This window comes from Sphingopyxis sp. HIX (assembly GCF_001468285.1).
GTDB lineage: Bacteria > Pseudomonadota > Alphaproteobacteria > Sphingomonadales > Sphingomonadaceae > Sphingopyxis.
The window spans coordinates 1-19,210 of the sequence record NZ_LNSB01000068.1 but is presented as its reverse complement, the minus strand read 5'-3'; the positions used below and the strand labels follow the sequence as shown (position 1 = coordinate 19,210).

Here is a 19,210-nt window from a genome sequence, read left to right as displayed (position 1 = left end):
GGGTACCACCCGCAGGGTGGTGGAGGGGTGCGGGAGCTCATACGCCGAGCTCGGCTGCACGCACCCCTCCACCATGCTTCGCATGGTCCCCCTCCCCATCGCTTCGCGACAGGGAGGATTATGATGTCCGCTCCCCACCCCAAAGCCGACACCGCTCCCACATCCCACACGCATTGAACCCCCGCGCGGCGCTGGCTAAGACGGGGGCGGGGCGGTGTTCGCCCCGGGGGAGAGGCGCGTGGCGGAGCGGGACCAGGGGCGATTAGGCCGCGAAGCGGAGACGCCAGTGCTGGCCGACCTGGTCGCGCCGCTGTCGGCCCCCGATTTCCTGGCGCAATATTGGAACCGTGCCTTTCACGCCTGGCCGGGGCAGGCGGGGCGCTTTGCCGCGCTGATCGGCTGGGACGAGATCAACCATGTCCTGACGACGCAGCGGCTGGAGCCGCCGCGGCTGATCCTGGTCAAGGGCGGCAAGAATGTCGCCACCGAGCGCTTCGTCCATGCCTCGGGCAACAACCGGCGGATCAACGCGGGCGCGGTGACCGCGCAGCTGGCGCAGGGCGCGACTTTGGTACTGAGCTTCGTCGACGAGATGGTGCCGCGCATCGGCGTGCTCGCCGACCGGCTGGGCGAAGAGCTGGGCGCGCGCTGCAACATCAACCTCTATGCCGGGTGGCGCGCCGACAACGGCTTCGACCTGCATTGGGACCGGCACGATGTCTTCATCCTGCAGGTCGCGGGACGCAAGCATTGGCGCGTGCATCGCCCGACGCGCGATTTCGCGACGCGCGGCGAGGAGGCGCCGCCGCTGCCGAAGGACGATGTGCCGGTGTTCGACGGCATCCTCGAGGAAGGCGCGATCCTCTATATCCCGCGCGGTTGGTGGCATGTCGCGACCCCGGTCGAGGAGCCGAGCCTGCACCTGACCGTCGCGCTGGCGCCGCCGTCGGGGCAGGATTATCTGCGCTGGCTGGTCGGCAAGGCGCTGGCCGACCCGCTGTTCCGCGCCGACTGGCCGGTTGCGGCAGGCGAGGCGGCGACCACCGAATATTGGCGCGAACTGGGCGCGGCGATGCAGACGCTGCACGCGGCGCATCCGCCCGCGGATTTCCTGGCCGCGCAGCAGGCCGAGCGCGTCGCGCGGCCGCGCTTCGCCCTGCCCGAATTCGCGACGGGCACGCTGCCGCGGCTGACCGACGACAGCCGGCTGCGGCTGGCGAGCGCACGCGCGCTGGCGCCGGTGCACGACCCCGCGAGCGGCGGTTTCGGGCTGTGGGTCGGCGAGCGTTTCCAGACGTGTAGCGAAGCGGTGGGCGCGGTGCTGGGGCGGCTGTCGAGCGGCAGCGACATGCGCTTTGCGGCGCTCGCCGACGGGCTGGACGCGGCGGCGCGGCGCGAGCTCGCCGCCGCCGTCGTGCGGCTCGCCGCGGCGGGTGCGATCTTCGTCGACCTGGACGCATGACGGGCCGGATCGCCCTCGCGCGGCGCAAGCTCGCGAGCGCGCGGCGGCTCGGCGGGCGCCGCGTGCTGCTCGTCGCCGAGGCGAGCCTGCTGCTGCTCGCGGCGCGGATCGCGGTGGCGCTGCTGCCGTTCCGGCGCGTCGCGCGCTGGCTGGGGACGCCGGTGTCGCCCGCGGCGCTGCCGCCGCCCACGCCGCGCGATCGCCCCGACGACCGCGCGACGCTGGTGAGTTGGGCGGTACGCTTCGCGGTCGGGCGGCTGCCGGTCGAGACGGTATGCCTGCCGCAGGCGATGGCGGCGCGCGCGATGCTGAAGCGGCGCGGGATCGCCGCGACGCTGCACCTCGGCGTGTGGCGCGACCATAAGGCGGCGGTAGAGGCCGATCCCGATACGCCGCCCGCGCATGCCTGGCTCGAGGCGTCGGGGCAAAGGATCACCGGTTATCCCGTCGATCCGGCGCTGGTCGAGGTCGCGGCCTTTGTCTGAGCCCGCGCTCCGCGTCGAGCCCGTGGCGCTGGTCCGGGCGATGCTGGCGACGGCGGACCGCGGGCGGCTGGTCGCCGTCTTGCTGCTGATGATCGCCGCGGCGCTGACCGAGGGGGTCGGCATCATGATGCTGGTGCCGATGCTGGCGCTGGTCGATGCGGGGGGCACCGGCGCGGCGGTGCCGGGGCGGCTCGGCGAGCTGCTCGGCGGCATCGCGGGCGGGGTGACGCTGGGGCAGGTCGTGCTGATCTTCCTCGCGCTGCTGATCGTCCGTGCGTGGGTCAAGCATGTGCAGACGATGAAGGCGCTCGAGCTGCAGCATCGCATGGTCGACCGCATGCGCGAGGCGATCTTTGCGGGGCTGGTGTCGGCCGAATGGCGCTGGCTGGCGAGCCGGCGCGCGTCGGACCATGCGAGCCTGCTGATCACCGACATCGGCCGCATCGGCGGCGCGTTCCAGCAGTTGCTGACGCTGGCCGCCACGTCGTTCACCGTCGCCGCCTATCTGGTCGCCGCCTATCTCCTGTCGTGGCAGGTTGCGCTGGTCGCCACATTGGGCGGCGCGCTGATCCTGTTCGGCTTTGCCGGACACCGCCGCCACGCGGTGCAGCTGGGGCGCGCGCTGAGCGGCGCGAACAAGGCGCTGCAGGCCGAGGTCGCCGAGGGCTTCGACGGGGTGCGGATTACCAAGATGCTGGGCGGCGAGGCGCGGCAGCGCGCGCGCTTTGCCGAGGTGCTGCGGTCGCTGCGGACGCGGCAGGTCGATCATGCGGCGAGCGCGAGCCACGGGCGGACGGCGCTGCAGCTCGGCGGCGGCGCGCTGCTGGCGGCGCTCGTCTATGTCGGGCTCGCGGTGCTGGGGCTGCCGCTCGCGGCGCTGCTGCCGATCCTGCTCGTCTTCGCACGGCTGGTGCCGATGCTGGGGGTGATGCAGCAGAGCTGGCACAGCTGGCTGCATTCGGCGGCGGCGATGGCCGAGAGCGAGGCGCTGCGGCGCGAGACCGAGGCGGCGGCCGAGATGCCCGCGCCAGCGGACGCGGTACCGCTGGCCCTGGCGCGCGCGGTGACGCTTTCGGGCGTCGGCTTCACCTATGCGGGACGCGAGGGTGCGGCGCTGCACGATATCGACCTCGTCCTGCCGGCGCGGACGACGACCGCGATCGTCGGGGCGTCGGGGGCGGGCAAGAGCAGCCTCGCCGATATCCTGATGGGACTGCTGTCGCCCGACGTGGGCGAGATGCGCGTCGACGATGACGTCATCGCGGGCGCGACGCGGCAATTGTGGCGGCGCTCGGTCGCCTATGTCCAGCAGCAGCCGTTCCTCCTTGGCGGCAGCATCCGCGACAATCTGCTGTGGGCCGCGCCCGACGCGGACGAGGCCGCGCTGCGTACCGCGCTCGAACAGGCTTCGGCCGATTTCGTCTTTGCGCTGCCGCGGGGACTCGACACGCCGGTCGGCGACCGCGGCCAGCAATTGTCGGGCGGCGAGCGCCAGCGCATCGCGCTCGCGCGCGCGCTGCTGCTGTCGCCCGAGCTGCTCGTGCTCGACGAGGCGACGAGCGCGCTCGACCCCGCGAACGAGGCGGCGATCCGGCGCGCGATCGCGGGGCTGCACGGGCAGGTAACGCTGGTGATCATCGGGCACCGCCAGACGATGCTCGACCTCGCCGACCAGCTGGTGCGGATCGAGGAGGGGCGGATCGTGCATCGGGCCGAGGCTGCCGAATGACGGTGCGGGCGGCGCTGGCGGGGCTGCTGCTCGACATGCTCGCCGAGGTGCGCTTGGCCGACCGCGCGGCGCTCGCGGCGCTGTCCGAGGCCGAGTGGGACATCATCGGCGACATGGCGAAACAATATCGGCTGGCGCCGCTGCTGCACCACCAGTTGTCGGGCCGAGGCGCCGACTGGCCGGTGCCCGAGGCGCTGCGCGCGCGCTGGGCGCGGGCGTGGCGCGCGGCGAGCGAGCGGTCGCTGGCGGTGCAGCAGGCGATGATCGCGGTGGCGGCGCTCGCCGACCGCGACGGGCTGGCCTATGCCGCGCTCAAGGGGGCGTGGCTCGCGTGGCACGCCTATCCCAACCCCGCGCTGCGCCCGATGCGCGACGTCGACCTGCTGCTGAGCGAGGCCGATGCGCTGCGGCTGCACGCGGCGATGGCGGCCGCGGGGGCGGTGCCGGGGCCGGTGTCGCACACGCCGATCGACTATGCGCTCGCCCACCACAAGCATCTGCCGCCGCTGCACTGGGGGCCGCAGAAGATCGCGTTCGAGCTGCACTGGCGGCTGTCGAACCCGGTGGAGGGCGAGGATCGGGGTGCGGTGGCGGCGACGACCGGGGGGCTGCTCGCGCGGCGCGTGCGCGCGCCGCTGGGCCCCGCCGAAATCGCCTATCTCGATCCCACCGACATGTTGCTGCACCTCGTCGTGCATGCGGCCTATGGGCGCCAGCCCTTCGACACCGGGCCGCAGGTGCTGAGCGACCTCGCGCGCGCGATCGACAGTGCGGTGATCGACTGGCCGCGCTTCTGGGCCGAGGCCGAGGCGGCGGGCCGCGCGGGCGGGGCGCGGCTGCTGTTCGCGCTGGTCGGCAAATATATGGGCACGCGCGACACCGGCGATCCCGCGACCGCGGCGGCGCCCGCGCGGTTGATCGCAGCGGCCGAAGCGCTGCTGCTGCAGGATGCCGGACGGCGCGCCGAGCGCGGCTTTGCGACGCGCATGGCCGAGACCGGGCGGCGGCGCGGCAAGCTGGCGCTGGCGCTGACGCGGCTGTTCCCGCCGCGGCATATCGTCGCGCATTATGCCGGGGTGCCGGTGGGCAGCTGGCGCGTGTGGCCCGCCTATCCGGCGCGGATGGTGGATCATGGCTGGCGCTGGGTGCGGCAGCGCGGCGACAGCGCGCTCGATGCCGAGGTCGCCGATGCGCGCGCGATGCGCGCCTGGCTGGGTATGGGCGGCTAAAGCCCGTCGAGCGCGAGCAAGGCGAAGCTCGCGAGCCAATGCTCGCCCATATAGTCGCCGGTGACGTGTGGGAGCGCGGCGGCGAGGTGGCGCTGGGCGGCGGTTTCCGCGACTTGGGCGACGGGGTGCGCGGGGCCGAGCGCCGACGCGATGGCGCGCCAGTTCCAGGCGCGGCTGAGGTTCAGGCCGTCGAGATGCGCGATCTTGCCGTCGCTGCGGTCGGACACGGTCGCGGGGGTGAAGAGGGTGGCGGGCTGCTTCTGCGCGGCGCGGGGGAGGAAGGCATCGAACCAGCGGGTGAAGTCGGTGCCGAGGACGGCGGTCATCAGATGTGCCTCGCTGAGCGCCGAGGAGAGGAATTCGTCGCCGCCGGGCTCCCACGCCTGGCAGTCGCGGTCGTCGGCGAACCAGTCTTGCGCGCGGGTGTCGATCAGGGCGACGAGGGTGGGGTCGCGGTCCTCGGCCCAGTGGCGCGCGAAGAGCAGCGCGAAGGCGATGTTGAAATGGGTGCCGACGCGCAGCGGATAGGTGAGCTTGGGCAGGAAGGCGTGGAAGCGCGCGGCGAAGGCGAGGGCCAGCGGTTCGAGCGCGGCCGCCCAGGGGGCGTCGTGCTGCTCGGCCTCGGCGTGGAGCGCGAGCAGCCAGGCCCAGCCATAGGGGCGCTCGAAGGCGGCCGAGTAAGCGCGCGAGAGGAAGGCGAGTTCGCCCGCGACCTTGTCGGGCACCAGCATGGCGGCGGCGCGGGCGCGGATGTCGGTGCTGATAGGAAGGTCCGGGAAGCGGCGCGCGAGGCGCAATATCTGCCACCAGCCATGGACGCAGCTGTGCCAGTCGAAGCTGCCGTGGAAGATCGGATGATGATCGCGCGGCGGCTTCGCATCCTCGGGGCCGACGAGGACGAGGTCCATCTTGAACGGATATTCGCGGCCGAGATGCGCCAGCGTGGCGGTCGTGAAGCAGGTCGCGTGGTCGGGGGTGAGCCGGGTCATAGCTTGAAGGCGAAGACGTAGATGAAGACGATGTTCACCGCCAGCAAAGGCACCGCGGTGCCGATCTGCGCCTTGATCACGCCATAGGGGTTTTTGAGCTCGAGCAGCGCCGCCGGGACGAGGTTGAAGTTGGCCGCCATCGGGGTCATCAGCGTGCCGCAGAAGCCCGCGAGCATGCCGATCGCCGCGACCACCGCGGGATCGCCGCCGTGCTGCTTGATCAGCAGCGGCATGCCGACCGCGGCGAGCATCACCGGGAAGGCGGCGAAGGCGTTGCCCATCACCATGGTGAACAGCGCCATGCCGAGCCCGAAGGCGAGCACCGCGCCGAACAGGCTGCCCTGCGGGATCGCGGTGCCGATCAGGCCGCCCACCACGTCGCCGACCCCGGCGAGCGCGAAGACCGCGCCGAGGCTGGCGAGCATCTGCGGCAGGATCGCCGCCCAGCCGACCGAATCGAGCAGGCGGCCGCCCTGTTGCAGCGGGAGCAGCGCGGGCGGCTTCAGCCGCGCCATGCCGACGCCAAGCGCGATCAGCACGCCGAAGGCGAGCGAGATGAGCGTCGCCTGCTTCGGGTCGGCGAGGCCGGGGATTTCCTTGAAGAGAAAGGTGCCGATGAGGGCGACCGCGGGGATGATCAGCGCGACGAGGAGCAGGAAGTTGCCATATTTCGCCGCGCGTTCGGCCTGGACCTCGACGGGAATTTCGCCGCCCGGCGCGCGGCCGATCTGGCCAGTGCCGGCGATGGCGACGAGCGCGAGGACGAGCAGCCCGTTGCCGAAATCGCCGAGATAGTCGCCCGCGATCATCGCGGTTGCGACGAGGCCCCAGAAAGCGGCGTTGCCGAAGCGTTTCGGATTGCTGCGGTCGTAGAGGCCGAGCAGCGCGAAGAGCGCGAAGACGATGCCCGCGAGCAGATAGACATGGCCGAGGCTGATCATGCGCGGCGCTCCCCGGCCGGGCGGATTCTTTTGTCGAGGCGCCGGAGGCGGAAGCCGTGGATCAGGAAGGCGGCGATCGCGGTCGGGATCGCCCAGAGCGAGAGGTGGAGCGGCTCGATGTCGTAACCATAGCCTTCGAGGATGCCGCGCATCAGCAGGATCGACCCGAAGGCGAGGAAGATATCCTCGCCGAAAAAGACCCCGACATTGTCGGTCGCGGCGGCATAGGCCTTTACTTCCTCGCGCTCGTCGTCGGTGAGCGCCGGTTTCTGAGCCTCGGCGGCGGCCTCAGCCATCGGCGCGACGAGCGGGCGGACGGTCTGGGCATGCCCCGCGACCGAGGTGAGGCCGACCGCGGCGAAGGCCTGGCGCAGGAAAAGATAGCCGGTGAGCAGGCGGCCGAGCGTCGCGCCCTTCATCCGGCCGATGATGTTGCGGGCGTGTTGTTGCAGCCCATAGGCTTCGAGCAGGCCGATCACGGGGAGCACGATCCAGATGATCGAGACGTAGCGCGTGTCGTTGAACGCCTTGCCGAAGGCGGCGATGATCGCGGCGATATCGAGCCCCGCGGCGAGCCCGGTGGCGAGCGCCGAGGCCATGATCACGAGCAAAGGATTGAAGCGGAGCAGGAAGCCCGCGATGATGATGAGGATGCCGATCAGGACGAGCATCAGGGATGCGCCTGCGCGGTGGGTTTTGAATGGGGTTCACGCGGAGGCGCGGAGACGCGGAGAAAGAAAAAGAGAGGATTCGCGCCGAGGCGCAGAGGACGCAGAGGGAAAAGGGTTTCGCGCAAAGGCGCAAAGACACGATGAAGGGGTGTATGCCGCGAAGCGGCCTTATCCTTCGACCTCGCGCCGAAACGCGCCGTCAAAAGAATATGGGGCCTGGCGGCCCGAACAGTCTTCTTGGTGTCTTTGCGTCTTTGCGCGAACAAAATCTCTGCGACCTCTGCGCCTCTGCGCGGACCAGATTCTCCGCGTCTCTGCGTATCCGCGTGAACCCTTTTCATTCGCCCGCGCTCCCTGCCGTGCCATAGCCCCCGCCGCCGGGCGTTTCGATCACGAAGGCGTCGCCTGCTTCGAGGTTCGCGCTGCCGGTCGCCCCCAGCATCTCGACCGAGCCGTCGGCGCGTTCGACCCAGTTGCGGCCGGGCGCGGCGTCGGTGCCGCCCGCGAGCCCCGCGGGGGCGATCTGGCGGCGGTTGGCGAGGATGTTCGCGCTCATGGCTTCGCGGAAGCGGATGCGGCGGGTGGCGCCGTCGCCGCCTTGCCAGCGGCCCGCGCCGCCCGAGTCTTTGCGGATCGAAAATTCCTCGACGATGACCGGGAAGCGCGTCTCCATCACTTCGGGATCGGTCATGCGGCTGTTGGTCATATGCGTCTGGATCACACTGGTGCCTGCGAAGCCGGGACCCGCACCCGAGCCGCCGGCGATCGTCTCATAATATTGGTGCGCGTCATTGCCGAAGGTGAAATTGTTCATCGTCCCCTGCGCGCCGGCCATCGCGCCGAAGGCGGCGAACAGCGCGTCGGTGATCACCTGGCTCGTCTCGACATTGCCCGCGACGACCGCGGCGGGAAAGGTCGGGGACAGCATCGAATTATCGGGAACGACCAGCGTGACGGGGGCGAGGCAGCCTTCGTTCATCGGGATCGGATCGTCGAGCATCGTGCGCAGGACATAGAGCACCGCGGCGCGGACGACGGGGGCGGGGGCATTGAAATTGTCGGGCAGCGTCGGCGATGAACCGGTGAAGTCGATGGTGACGTGGCGGGCGGCGCGGTCGACCTTCATCGCGACCGCGACCTCGGCGCCATTGTCCATCGCGTAACGGAACTTGCCGTTGTCGAGGCGGGCGATGAGCTGGCGCACCGCGGCTTCGGCCTGGCGCTGGCCGTGCGCCATATAGGCGGCGACGGTCTGGACGCCGTGCGTCGCGCTGAGGTCGGCGAGCGCGCTCGCGCCGCGCTGGCAGGCGGCGACCTGCGCCTTCAAGTCGGCGATGTTGAGCGCGGGGTTGCGCGCGGGCCAGTCGCCGGCGGTGAGGTGCGCGTGCACATCGGCGTCGAGGAAGTTTCCGTCGTCGACGATCAGGACATTGTCGAAGAGGATGCCTTCGTCGGCGATGCTGCGGCTGTCGGGGGGCATCGATCCGGGGGCGATGCCGCCGAGGTCGGCGTGGTGGCCGCGCGCCGCGACGAAGAAGTCGGGGGCGTCGCCCTCCTCGTCTTCTTTGGCCACGAATACCGGCATGATGACGGTGATGTCGGGCAGGTGGGTGCCGCCATCGTAAGGCGCGTTGAGCGCGTAGGCGTCGCCTCTGCGTATGCCGCGCCCGTCGCCCGTGCGTTGGCGCAGGATCGTGCGCACGCTTTCGCCCATCGAGCCCAGGTGGACGGGCATGTGCGGGGCGTTGGCGACGAGGCTGCCGCGGCCGTCGAAGAGCGCGCAGGAAAAATCGAGCCGCTCGCGGATGTTGATCGACGAGGCGCTGTGCTGGAGCGCGCCGCCCATTTCTTCGGCGATCGCCATGAACAGGCTGTTGAATATTTCGAGGCGGATGGGGTCGGGGGCGGCGAGGTCGTCGGATGCGGCGGCGTGCGTCGCGGTGGCGCGGGCGCGGGCGAGGAGCAGGGTGCCTTCGTGCTGCACCTCGGCGCGCCAGCCGGGTTCGACCACCGTCGTCGAGAGCGCGTCAATGATGATCGCGGGGCCAGCGATGTCTCGGCCGGGGGCGAGGGCGCTGCGCTGGTGGAGCGGGACGTCGTATGGCGTCCCGGCGAGCCAGGCGGTGACGGTCTTGGGCGCCGCCGCTTCGGTGGCTGTCGGTGGGGGCAGCGTCGCGATCGCTTCGCCCGCCTCGGTCAGTTCGACGCGGATGCGGTCGACCACCAGATTGGCATGCGGGGCATAGCCGAAGCGCCGGCGGAAGGCGGCGGCGAAGGCCCTGGCGACATCGGCGGGCGGCGCGAGCGGGAGTTCGATCGCATTGTCGCTGTCGGCGAGGCGGACGAAGAGCAGGGTCTCGTGGGTCGTTTGCGCGCCGGCGGCGAGGTCGGTTCGGGCCTGCTCGGACAGTTCGGTTTCGGCGGCCGCGAGTGCGGTCGCGCAATTCTCGTCGAGTTTCAGCGCCAGCGTGCGCTCGCGGATCGCCGAGGGTTTGGCGAGGCCCATGCCATAGGCCGAGAGCACCCCGGCGAGCGGGTGAAGCAGGATTTCATCGACGCCGAGCGCGTCGGCGACGAGGCAGACATGCTGGCCTGCGGCGCCGCCGAAACCGACGAGGCTGTACCCCTGCGTCAGGTCGTGGCCGCGCGCGATGGTGATGCGCTTGATCGCGTTTGCCATTTGCTGGACCGCGATGGCGAGCAGGCCCTCGGCGAGCGCTTCGGGGGTGATGTTGCCGACGTCGGCGGCCATCGCGGCGAATTTTTCCACCACCACGGCGCGGTCGAGCGGCTGGTCGCCGTTCGGGCCGAAGAGCTTCGGGAAGTGACCCGGCTGGATCTTGCCGAGCAGGACGTTGCAGTCGGTGACCGTCAAGGGCCCGCCGCGGCCATAGGCGGCGGGGCCGGGGTTGGCGCCGGCGCTTTCGGGGCCGACGAGGAGGCGCGCGCCGTCCCAGCGGCAGATCGAGCCGCCGCCCGCCGCCACGGTGTGGATGCGCAGCATCGGGGCGCGGATGCGCGTGCCCGCGACGATGGTCTCGTTATCGCGTTCGAGCCGCCCGGCATAATGGCTGACGTCGGTCGAGGTGCCGCCCATGTCGAAGCCGATGAGGCGGGACTTGCCGAGCGGTGCGGCGCTGCCGACCATGCCGACGATGCCGCCCGCGGGCCCCGAGAGGATCGCGTCGCGGCCGTGGAAAGCCGATGCGGATGCGAGCCCGCCCGAGCTTTTCATGAACTGCGGATCGATGTCGTCCCCGAGTTGGCCGACGAACTGGTCGACATAATGGCGCAGCACCGGCGAGAGATAGGCGTCGGCGAGCGTCGTATCGCCGCGGCCGACGAGCTTGATCAGCGCGCTGACGTCGTGGCTGGTCGAGATTTGCGTGAAGCCGAGTTCGTGCGCGATGGCGGCGAGGCGGCGTTCGTGATCGGGGTAGCGGTAGCCGTGCATCAGCACGATCGCGATGCTGGTCAGGCCTTGGTCGCGCGCGGATTGCAGCGCGGCACGCGCCTGCGCCTCGTCGAGCGGAACCAGCAGCTCGCCGTCGGGACCGATACGCTCGACGATCTCGGCGACCTCCGCATGCGGCGGAGGAATGCGGTCGAGTTTGCGCGCGAAGAGCTCGGGGCGGTCCTGATAGCCGATGGTCAGCGCGTCGCCGAACCCGCGTGTGATCGCGAGCAATGTCGGCTCGCCCTTGCGTTCGAGCAGCGCGTTGGTCGCGACGGTCGAGCCCATGCGGATCGCGAGCGGCGGGAGCTCCCCTGCACCCGCCCCGGTCAAATCGCGGATCGCGTTGACCGCGGCGTCGCCGGGGCGCGCGGGGTCTTCGCTGAGATATTTGGTTGTGACGACTTGGCCATCAGGCGCCCGCGCCACGACATCGGTGAAGGTGCCGCCGCGGTCGATCCAGATTTGCCAGCGGGTGTCGTCAGGCGCCGACATCGCGATCGGGCCAGCGGATGGTGATGGCGAGGCCGTGGTCGGTCGCGGCGCGCGACCAGCTGCCCTTGAGCTGGCGCTCGATCAATGTGCGGATGAACTGGGTACCGAAGCTTTCGCCGTCGATCCGCGGCGTCTCGGGCAGATTGCTCTCGATCCAGCTGAGTTCGATGTCGCCCTCGACGCGGCGCCAGCCGACCGCGAGCTCGCCCTTGCCCGCGAGCGCGCCATATTTGATGCTGTTGGTGACGAATTCGTGAAGCGCGAGCGAGAGCGCCTGCGCCGCCTCGTCGTCGAGACGCACATCGGGGCCGGTGATATCGTCGGAGCCTCGCCCGGCGAGGTCGAGCTCGCGGCGGACGATCTTGCCGAGGTCGAAGATATCGACCGCGCCGGTGACCAGCATCTGCTTGGCGTCGGACAGCGCGCGCATGCGGCCATCGAATTTCGCTTCGAATTCCTGAAGGTCCGCGGACTCGCGGATCGTGATGCGCGCAAGCGCGCCGATGCGCGCGAAGGCGTTTTTCATGCGGTGCGCCATCTCGCCGATCATCAGCTCGCGGTCCTCGGCGTGGCGCTTCTGTTCGTCGGCGAGCGCCTGCGCGACGTCGAGGCGGCGGTGCTGGAGGCGGTGGATCTGCATCGCGAGCAAGGCGAGCGCGACGCCGAAGAGGAAGATACCCAGCGGGCGGCCGAGGCGGTCGAGGAAGCGGCCATAGGAGATGCGGATCGTCCATTCGCGGTCGGCGACGCGGAGCTTCTGCTCATGCGCGTCCCAGCCGAGCGTGCCATGGCGGAAGACGAGCGGCGCCGACGGCCCCTCGCCCGCGCGCACCTCGACCCCGTCGATCGAATTCAATTGCTCGCCGAGGATCGCGCGCATCATGTCGTCGGTGCGGAAGGGAGCGTAGATGAAAGCCTCGACCGGACGCTGGCCGGGCAGCGTCGCGATGACCGGGGCGTCGGCCTCCGACGGCGGGCCGCCCGGCGGCAGCATCGGTGCCTCGATCGCGCGGCGGGCGTAAACCGGGATGTAAATGAGGAAACCGGGCTGCTTGACGCTGGCGGCGCGTTCCTGCGCGAGATGGACGATGCCGCTCGCGGCAGGGCGGCCGGTCTGCCAGGCGCGGCGCATTGCCTCGCGCCGCGTCTTTTCGCTATACATGTCGAAGCCGAGCGCGACGTTGCGGCGCGGGGTGTAGGGTTCGACGAGCACGACCGCGAAGCCGACCTTCTGGCTGCTGGTGGCGGGCCATATCTTGATGTCGCGGCCGTAATTGGCGCGCAGCTGCGCCTCGGCGGTCGCCGGGTCGTCGCGGCGCATCGCGGCGGCGATGCCGACGCCTTCCATGCCCGGGGCATTTTCCTGCGGGCGCAGCGCGGTGAGATAGGCGCGGATGCCGGGGCCGCTCGCGGCGGTGTCCGACTGGTACATCGCGCGCACGCCTTCGAGCACGCCGACATGGTCGCGCAGCCGCGTGTTCATCTGCAGCGCGATGCGCGCGGCCTGATCGGCCTCCTGCGACTGATTGTAGAAGAAGCTGCCCGCCGCGCCGGCGAGGGCAGCGAGGACAATCACGAAGCCGATCACGCGCACCGAGAGCGCCATCAGCCGATCTGCCCAAGCGGAGCCCAACATCATCTATTCCTGCGGTGCAACGGCCGTGGATGGCGCCCCTCGTGACACGACTGTCACATGCGGCGACAGGCATGGCAAGCGCTATATATCAGGCCGTTGGCGCCTTGCGGTCCGCCGCGGGCTGTCGCATTGTGGCGCCGCAACAGATGGGAGCGGGATATGATCGTCTATGGTTCGCTGGTATCGCCTTTCGTGCGCAAGCTGCTCGCCTATCTGGGCGAGAAGGGGCTCGATTTCGAGCTGAAAGGCGTCGGCATCGGCGACCCCGATCCCGGGTTTCAGGCCGCCTCGCCGCTGGGCAAGATGCCCGCGATGAACGACGACGGCTTCATGCTCGCCGATTCGAGCGCGATCATCCAGTATCTGGAGGCAAAGCATCCCGCGCCCGAGCTGATCCCCGCCGACCCGCAGCAACGCGGGCGTGTGATCTGGTGGGAAGAGTTCGGCGACACGGTGTTCGCCGCGTGCAGCGGCAAGATGTTCTTCAACCGCATCGTCGCGCCGAAATTCCTGGGGCGCGAGGGCGACCTCGCCGCCGCGGCGCTCGCCGAGAGCGAGGAGTTGCCCAAATTGCTCGCTTATCTCGAAAGCGCGATCCCCGCGTCGGGCTTCCTCGTCGGCGACCGCATCACGCTCGCCGACCTGGCGGTCGCGTCGCCGCTGATGAATTTCAAGCATTGCGGCGCCTGCGTCGACGCGGCGACGCATCCGAAGGTCGCGGCATGGAGCGCGGCGATCCTCGCGCGGCCGAGCTTTGCGCCGTGGGTCGAAAAGGAAGAACGGATGATGGCGAAGGTGCTCGCCTGATGCGCACCTGGGTACTGGCTGCGGCGCTGTCGATCGCGGTGCCGGCCGCGGCGCAGGCCGACAAGGTGGTCGTGACCAAGACGGTCGAGGCCGACGCGACGACGACGATGAAGCACGAGGTGCTCGTCGATGCGAGCCCGGACGAGGTATGGGCGGCAATTTCGACCGCCGAGGGCTGGATGGGCTGGGCGGTGCCCGTCGCGCGGGTCGTCGGCGGCGACCCCGACCTGATCGAAAGCAGCTACGATCCCGCGGCGAAGCCGGGCGGACCCGACACGATCCAGCAGCGCTTCGGCGCGCGCGTGGCGGGCAAGAGCCTGGTGTTCCGGACGGTCAAGGCGCCCGCGGGCTTTCCGCATTGGGACGAATATCAGAAGGTGACGAGCGTCTTCGAGATCGAGGCGGCGGGAAAACAGACGCGCGTGCGGCTGACCTCGCGCGGCTATCCCGGCAGCGACGGCGGGCGGGCGCTGGTCGGCTTTTTCGAGGGCGGCAACGCGATGGCGCTCGGCAATTTGCGCCAGCGCTTCGCGACCGGGCCGATCGACTGGGCGGCGCTGCGGCGCTGAGGTCGTGCGCACGCGGGCGAGCATCTGCGCGCGCAAGGTGCGCTATGCGAGTTTCGAGGAAGCTATGGATGCGGCGCGGGCGAGCGGGCTCGTGCTGCGGGCGTATCGCTGCGAGCGGTGCGGGCGTTTTCATCTGACCAGCCGGACGAAGGGGAAATGGGTGCCGTTAGGGGATGGGTGACGGCGGCTTCGGGCGTTGGCGGACATCCTAATCCTCCCTGCGGCGTAGCCGTGGGGAGGGGGACCACCCGCAGGGTGGTGGAGGGGTGCGGGAGGTCATACGCCGAGCTCGGCTGCACGCACCCCTCCACCATGCTTCGCATGGTCCCCCTCCCCATCGCTTGGCGACAGGGAGGATTAGGAAGGACCGCTCCCCATCCCAAAGCCGTCACTCGACAGCCTAAAGCCATCCGATATGCTTGAAGCGCCAGAAGACCAGCGCCGAGCCGCCGAAGATCAGCCCGAGCGCATAGGGATACCCCAGGTCCCAGCCGAGTTCGGGCATGAAGTCGAAGTTCATCCCGTAGATCCCCGCGATCGCCGTCGGCACCGCCAGGATCGCGGCCCAGGCGGCGAGCTGGCGGGTGATGACGCCCTGGCGCTGCTGTTCGAGCAGCGAATTGGTCTCGACCACCGAGGCGGTGATTTCGCGGAGGCCGCTGAGGCGGAATTCGGCGCGCTGGACATGGTCCCAGATGTCGCGGAAATAGGGGCGCACCGCGTCGTCGATCCACGGCAGGTCCTCGGCATGGACGAGCCGCCACGCGACCTCCTTCATCAGCCCGACGATGCGCTGGAAGCGGATGATCTCGTGCCGCCGGCCGTAGAGATGGCGGATTTCCTCGGCATCGAGCGGCGTGTCCATCACGCTTTCCTCGAGCAGCAGGAGCCGGTCCTCGATCGCGTCGATCACCGGGAAATAGCCGTCGACGATGAAATCGAGGATCGCATAGAGGACATAATCGGGGCCGTGCGACAGCTTCGCGGGCAGCGTCTCGAGCCGCGCGCGCACCTCGGTATGCGCGCGCGCCGAGCCGTGGCGGACGGTGACGATGAAATGGCGGCCGACGAAGATCGCGGTCTCGCCCGACTGGATCGTATCGCCTTCGCGGTTGCCCGTCGCGGCGATGACGAAGAGCTGGTCGCCATAGACTTCGACCTTCGGCAATTGCTTCGCCTTGAGCGCGTCCTCGACCGCGAGCGGGTGGAGGCCGAAGCGCTTGGCGATGCCCGCGAGCTCGCCGGCGGTGGGTTCGTAGAGCCCGAGCCAGAAGAAATCGCCGTCGTCGCAATCCTCGGGAATGATCTCGTCGGGGCCGAGATCGCGGACGAGCTTGCCGCGGTTATAGTGACGGGCGGCCATGATCGGCATCGGTGCGCTCCTATTGCCCCGCGGTCGACATCGAATAGGGCCGGGCCGCCGCCGCCTTGCCCCAATCGGCGTTCGGCGTCGACTGCATCGTGAAGCGCAGCGTGCCGCCCTTGCGGATTTCGGCGTCGGCGATCCAGCTGCGGGCGAGCGGCTTGCCGTTGAGCTCGACCTTGCCGACATAGGGGTTGGCGTCCGACAGCCCCACCGTCTCGACGGTGAAGCTTTTGCCGCCGGGCAGGTTCAGCACCGCGCGCTCGACGAAGGGGCGGCCGATGACATATTGGTTTGACGCGGGCGCGACGGGGTAGAAGCCGAGGCCGGTGAAGAGCAGCCAGGCCGACATCTGCCCGAGGTCGTCATTGCCCGACAGGCCGTCGGGGGTGGGCTTGTACTGGCTGTCGACGATCTGCTTCAGCCGCTCCTGCGTGCGCCAGGGCGCGCCCGCGTAATTGTAGAGATAGGCGACATGGTGGCTCGGCTCGTTGCCGTGGATATATTGGCCGATGAGGCCGGCGATATCCTCGGCATGGCTGTAGTCGAGCTTGCTGTTGTCGTAATCGAACATCGCGTCGAGCTTGGCGATCGCCCTGGCGTCGCCGCCGAGCATGCGGAACAGCGCGGCCTGATCCTGCGGGACGAACCATGAATATTGCCAGGCATTGCCCTCGGTATAGTCCGAGCCGTAATTGATCGCGGTGGGGTCGAAGGGAGTGCGGAAGCTGCCGTCGGCCTTGCGCGCGCGGAGCCAGCCGGTCTTCGCGTCGAAGCTGTTCCGCCAGTATCCGGCGCGCTGGTAGAAGCGATCGGCGATGTCCTTGCGCCCCATCTTTTCGGCCATGCGCGCGATGGTCCAGTCGTCATAGGCATATTCGACGGTCTTCGACGCCGCTTCGGGCTCGCGGTCGATCGCGACATAGCCGAGGCTCATATAGTCGCCGAGACCGCCATAAGGCGCATATTCGGCGCTCGCGACCATCGCGTCGAGCGCCGCGTTCGCGTCGAAATCGCCCACGCCCTTCAGATAGGCGTCGGCGATCACCGGAACCGCGTGATAGCCGATCATCGTCCAGGTCTCGCGCCCGTGGAACTGCCAGACGGGCAGGATGCCATGCGGGCTGTGGCGGCGGCTGGCGACGAGCGATTTGACGATGTCGCTGTTGGTGACTTCGGGCTGGACGAGCGTCAGCAGCGGGTGCTGCGCGCGGAAGGTGTCCCACAGCGAAAAGGTCGAGCGGAAGGTGAAATCCTTCGCGGCATGCACCGCGTCGTCGGGACCGCGGTAGCGGCCGTCGACGTCGCTCCATATGCTGGGCGCGAGCAGGCTGTGGTAGAGCGCGGTGTAGAGGTTGGTGCGCATCGGCGCGGGCGCCTCGATCTCGAGCGCACCCAATGCCTTGCGCCACGCGGCTTCGGTGTGCGCGCGGACGGTGTCGAAGTCGGCCGCTTCGGCGTCGAGGTTGGCGATGGCGCCGGCTTCGTCGACGCCCGAGAGCGCGACGCGGACTTCGAGCGAGGCCGTCAGTTTGCCGAAGTCGAAGCGGGCTTCGAGCGCCTTGCCGAGTTTTTCGGCGAGCGCGTCGCTGCCGTGGCCGGGGCCCTGGAACCCCTTGTAGGGGATCGCCTCGTCGCGATCGAGGAAGGCGTGGTTTGTCAGCGGGGCCGAGAAGCGCATCGCGAAGAAGAGCTTGCGCCCCGGCGCCCAGCCGCGCGTCTCGCGAAAGCCGGTGATCGTGCCGTCGGCGTGGCGGCGGAGCCCCGACCAGAGGATCTTGCCCGGATAGTCGTAGAGCGAGGAGCGGAGGTCGAGCAGGAGATGCGCCTCCTGCCCCGCGGGGAAGCCATAGCGATGGACGCCGACGCGCGCGCCCGCGGTGAGTTCGGCGCGGATGCCGCTGTCCGCGAGGGTGACGGCATAATAGCCGGGGCTGGCGCTTTCGGTCTGGTGATCGAAGCGCTGGCGGTAGCCCGCGCCGGGCTTCCTGGGGTCGCCGGGGTCGAGTTGGACCGCGCCGACCTGCGGCATGACGAGGAAATCGCCGAGGTCCGAATGGCCGGCGCCCGAAAAATGCGTGTGGCTGAACCCCTGGATCGTCGTGTCGTGGTACGAATAGCCCGCGGCGTGATCGTAGCAGTCGCGGATGCGGCACGTCGCGTCGGTGTCGGGCGACAGCTGGACCATGCCGAAGGGCGCGGTCGCGCCGGGGAAGGTGTGTCCTTCGGGCCCGGTGCCGATCATCGGGTCGACGTAGGTGAGGACGTCGGGCGCGGGCTCTTCGGCAGAAGTGGGGATCGCGAAGGCGGCGGCGACGAGCGCAGCGGCGAAGGACAGGCGTTTCATGGCCGACCTTGTGCCGCGAAGTGCGGCGGGCGCCAATGGGAATATGGTGGCTGGTATCGAGCGGGAGCGGACGTTCCTAATCCTCCCTGTCGCGAAGCGATGGGGAGGGGGACCATGCGAAGCATGGTGGAGGGGTGGCTGCCTTGAACCAATGTTTCAGGCATCGACCCCTCCACCGCCTTCGGCGGTCCCCCTCCCCACGGCTACGCCGCAGGGAGGATTAAGATGTCCGCTCCCCACCCCGAACCCGCCTTCGCCAAGGCGCTCCGGCGCCCATGTGTATTATCTGGATAAAACCCCTTGCCAAGGTGGCGCTACAAATGTAGCACGCTACAAATGTAGCGCATGAGGTGATTCGGATGCTGACCAGTTTGCCGCCGCGGGAACGCGAGATCGTCGATATCCTCTACGAGCGCGGCGCCTCGACCGTGACCGAGATCGCCGATGCGCTGGCCGACGAATTGTCGGGCTCGGCGATCCGCGCGATGCTGAAGCGGCTCGAGGGCAAGGGCTTCGTCGCCCGCGAAGCCTCCGACCGCGGCTTCGTCTATGCGCCGAGCGTGCCTGAGAAGGCGGCGAGCAAATCGGCGCTGAGCCAGGTGGTGCGCGTCTTCTTCAACGGATCGCCGACGAGCGCCGCCGCGGCGCTGCTCGGCATGCAGGGCGAGATGAGCAACAGCGAACTCGACGAGCTCGAAAAACTGATCGCCGATGCACGCGAAGGGAAAGCGAAATGATGCCGGACATGCAGATCACTGCCGACATGCTGCTGGGCCTCGCCTGGAAATCCTTCGCCATCGCCGGCGTCACGCTGCTGCTGCTGCGGCTCGTCCGGCGGCGCTCGGCGGGCGAGCGGTCGATGGTCGCGCACGCCGGGCTGCTCGCGCTGCTCGCGCTGCCCGCCGCCAGCCTGATGCTGCCCGCGTGGAATCCGCTGCCCGCGCACTGGTTCGCCGAAACCATGCCCGCCGCCGCCATTGTTGCCCACACAGGGGGATCGGCGGTCGATCCCGCCCCGACCACGGCTTCAGTC

At 69.5% G+C, this 19,210-nt stretch carries 15 protein-coding genes; 8 read left to right on the top strand and 7 right to left on the bottom strand.

Annotated features, from left to right (window positions below):
- The first annotated feature begins 286 nt into the window (after positions 1–286).
- From ATE62_RS21765 to ATE62_RS21750, 4 genes are read left to right on the top strand one after another with little or no spacing between them, the layout of a single operon-like run.
- Positions 287–1,462, top strand: coding sequence for a cupin domain-containing protein (locus ATE62_RS21765; RefSeq protein WP_058818614.1), 1,176 nt, complete (start codon positions 287–289; stop codon positions 1,460–1,462).
- Positions 1,459–1,947 (top strand): lasso peptide biosynthesis B2 protein, encoded by a 489-nt coding sequence (locus ATE62_RS21760; RefSeq protein ID WP_058818613.1) that lies wholly within the window; start codon positions 1,459–1,461, stop codon positions 1,945–1,947. The genes ATE62_RS21765 and ATE62_RS21760 overlap by 4 nt, the downstream gene beginning before the upstream one ends.
- Entirely contained in the window at positions 1,940–3,676 is a 1,737-nt protein-coding gene (locus tag ATE62_RS21755) for an ABC transporter ATP-binding protein (protein WP_058808409.1), read from the top strand. The genes ATE62_RS21760 and ATE62_RS21755 overlap by 8 nt, the downstream gene beginning before the upstream one ends.
- A complete protein-coding gene (locus ATE62_RS21750) occupies positions 3,673–4,905 on the top strand; it encodes a nucleotidyltransferase family protein (protein ID WP_058808410.1) in 1,233 nt (410 codons plus the stop codon). Before ATE62_RS21755 ends, ATE62_RS21750 begins: the two co-directional genes overlap by 4 nt.
- Here the strand turns inward: ATE62_RS21750 and ATE62_RS21745 are convergent.
- The 5 genes from ATE62_RS21745 to ATE62_RS21725 form a co-directional block, all read right to left on the bottom strand.
- Complete coding sequence (locus tag ATE62_RS21745) at positions 4,902–5,894, bottom strand: DUF2891 domain-containing protein (RefSeq protein WP_058808411.1); 993 nt, start codon at positions 5,892–5,894, stop codon at positions 4,902–4,904. The genes ATE62_RS21750 and ATE62_RS21745 overlap by 4 nt on opposite strands.
- The gene (locus ATE62_RS21740; protein ID WP_058808412.1) at positions 5,891–6,835 is read right to left on the bottom strand and encodes a DUF979 domain-containing protein; all 945 of its coding nucleotides are present in this window, start codon (positions 6,833–6,835) and stop codon (positions 5,891–5,893) included. The genes ATE62_RS21745 and ATE62_RS21740 overlap by 4 nt, the downstream gene beginning before the upstream one ends.
- Positions 6,832–7,506 carry a DUF969 domain-containing protein gene (locus tag ATE62_RS21735; RefSeq protein WP_058808413.1) on the bottom strand — a complete coding sequence of 225 codons (675 nt, stop codon included), beginning with the start codon at positions 7,504–7,506 and terminating at the stop codon, positions 6,832–6,834. Before ATE62_RS21735 ends, ATE62_RS21740 begins: the two co-directional genes overlap by 4 nt.
- A 337-nt stretch (positions 7,507–7,843) precedes the next feature.
- Positions 7,844–11,455 (bottom strand): hydantoinase B/oxoprolinase family protein, encoded by a 3,612-nt coding sequence (locus ATE62_RS21730; protein ID WP_058808414.1) that lies wholly within the window; start codon positions 11,453–11,455, stop codon positions 7,844–7,846.
- Entirely contained in the window at positions 11,442–13,094 is a 1,653-nt protein-coding gene (locus ATE62_RS21725; RefSeq protein WP_231736373.1) for a CHASE domain-containing protein, read from the bottom strand. The genes ATE62_RS21730 and ATE62_RS21725 overlap by 14 nt, the downstream gene beginning before the upstream one ends.
- 156 nt (positions 13,095–13,250) lie before the next feature.
- Here ATE62_RS21725 and ATE62_RS21720 point away from each other — a divergent pair, with 156 nt between their 5' ends.
- Positions 13,251–13,898, top strand: coding sequence for a glutathione S-transferase family protein (locus tag ATE62_RS21720; RefSeq protein WP_058808415.1), 648 nt, complete (start codon positions 13,251–13,253; stop codon positions 13,896–13,898).
- On the top strand, positions 13,898–14,467 hold the full coding sequence (locus ATE62_RS21715; protein ID WP_058808416.1) for an SRPBCC family protein: 570 nt from the start codon (positions 13,898–13,900) through the stop codon (positions 14,465–14,467). Before ATE62_RS21720 ends, ATE62_RS21715 begins: the two co-directional genes overlap by 1 nt.
- A gap of 400 nt (positions 14,468–14,867) precedes the next feature.
- On the opposite strand, the gene ATE62_RS21710 is transcribed toward ATE62_RS21715, so the two are convergent.
- Positions 14,868–15,839, bottom strand: a complete 972-nt coding sequence (locus ATE62_RS21710; protein ID WP_058808417.1) for a magnesium and cobalt transport protein CorA — start codon at positions 15,837–15,839, stop codon at positions 14,868–14,870.
- A gap of 10 nt (positions 15,840–15,849) precedes the next feature.
- Positions 15,850–18,177: a GH92 family glycosyl hydrolase gene (locus tag ATE62_RS21705; RefSeq protein WP_058808418.1), complete on the bottom strand. Its 2,328-nt coding sequence runs from the start codon at positions 18,175–18,177 to the stop codon at positions 15,850–15,852.
- 359 nt (positions 18,178–18,536) lie between these two features.
- Between ATE62_RS21705 and ATE62_RS21700 the strand changes: the two genes are divergently transcribed.
- Together ATE62_RS21700 and ATE62_RS21695 are read left to right on the top strand one after the other, a co-directional pair.
- Positions 18,537–18,914: a BlaI/MecI/CopY family transcriptional regulator gene (locus ATE62_RS21700; protein ID WP_058810692.1), complete on the top strand. Its 378-nt coding sequence runs from the start codon at positions 18,537–18,539 to the stop codon at positions 18,912–18,914.
- Positions 18,911–19,210 (top strand): hypothetical protein (locus tag ATE62_RS21695; RefSeq protein WP_197412028.1); only part of this gene is annotated, 300 nt, incomplete at its 3' end. The genes ATE62_RS21700 and ATE62_RS21695, both read left to right, overlap by 4 nt.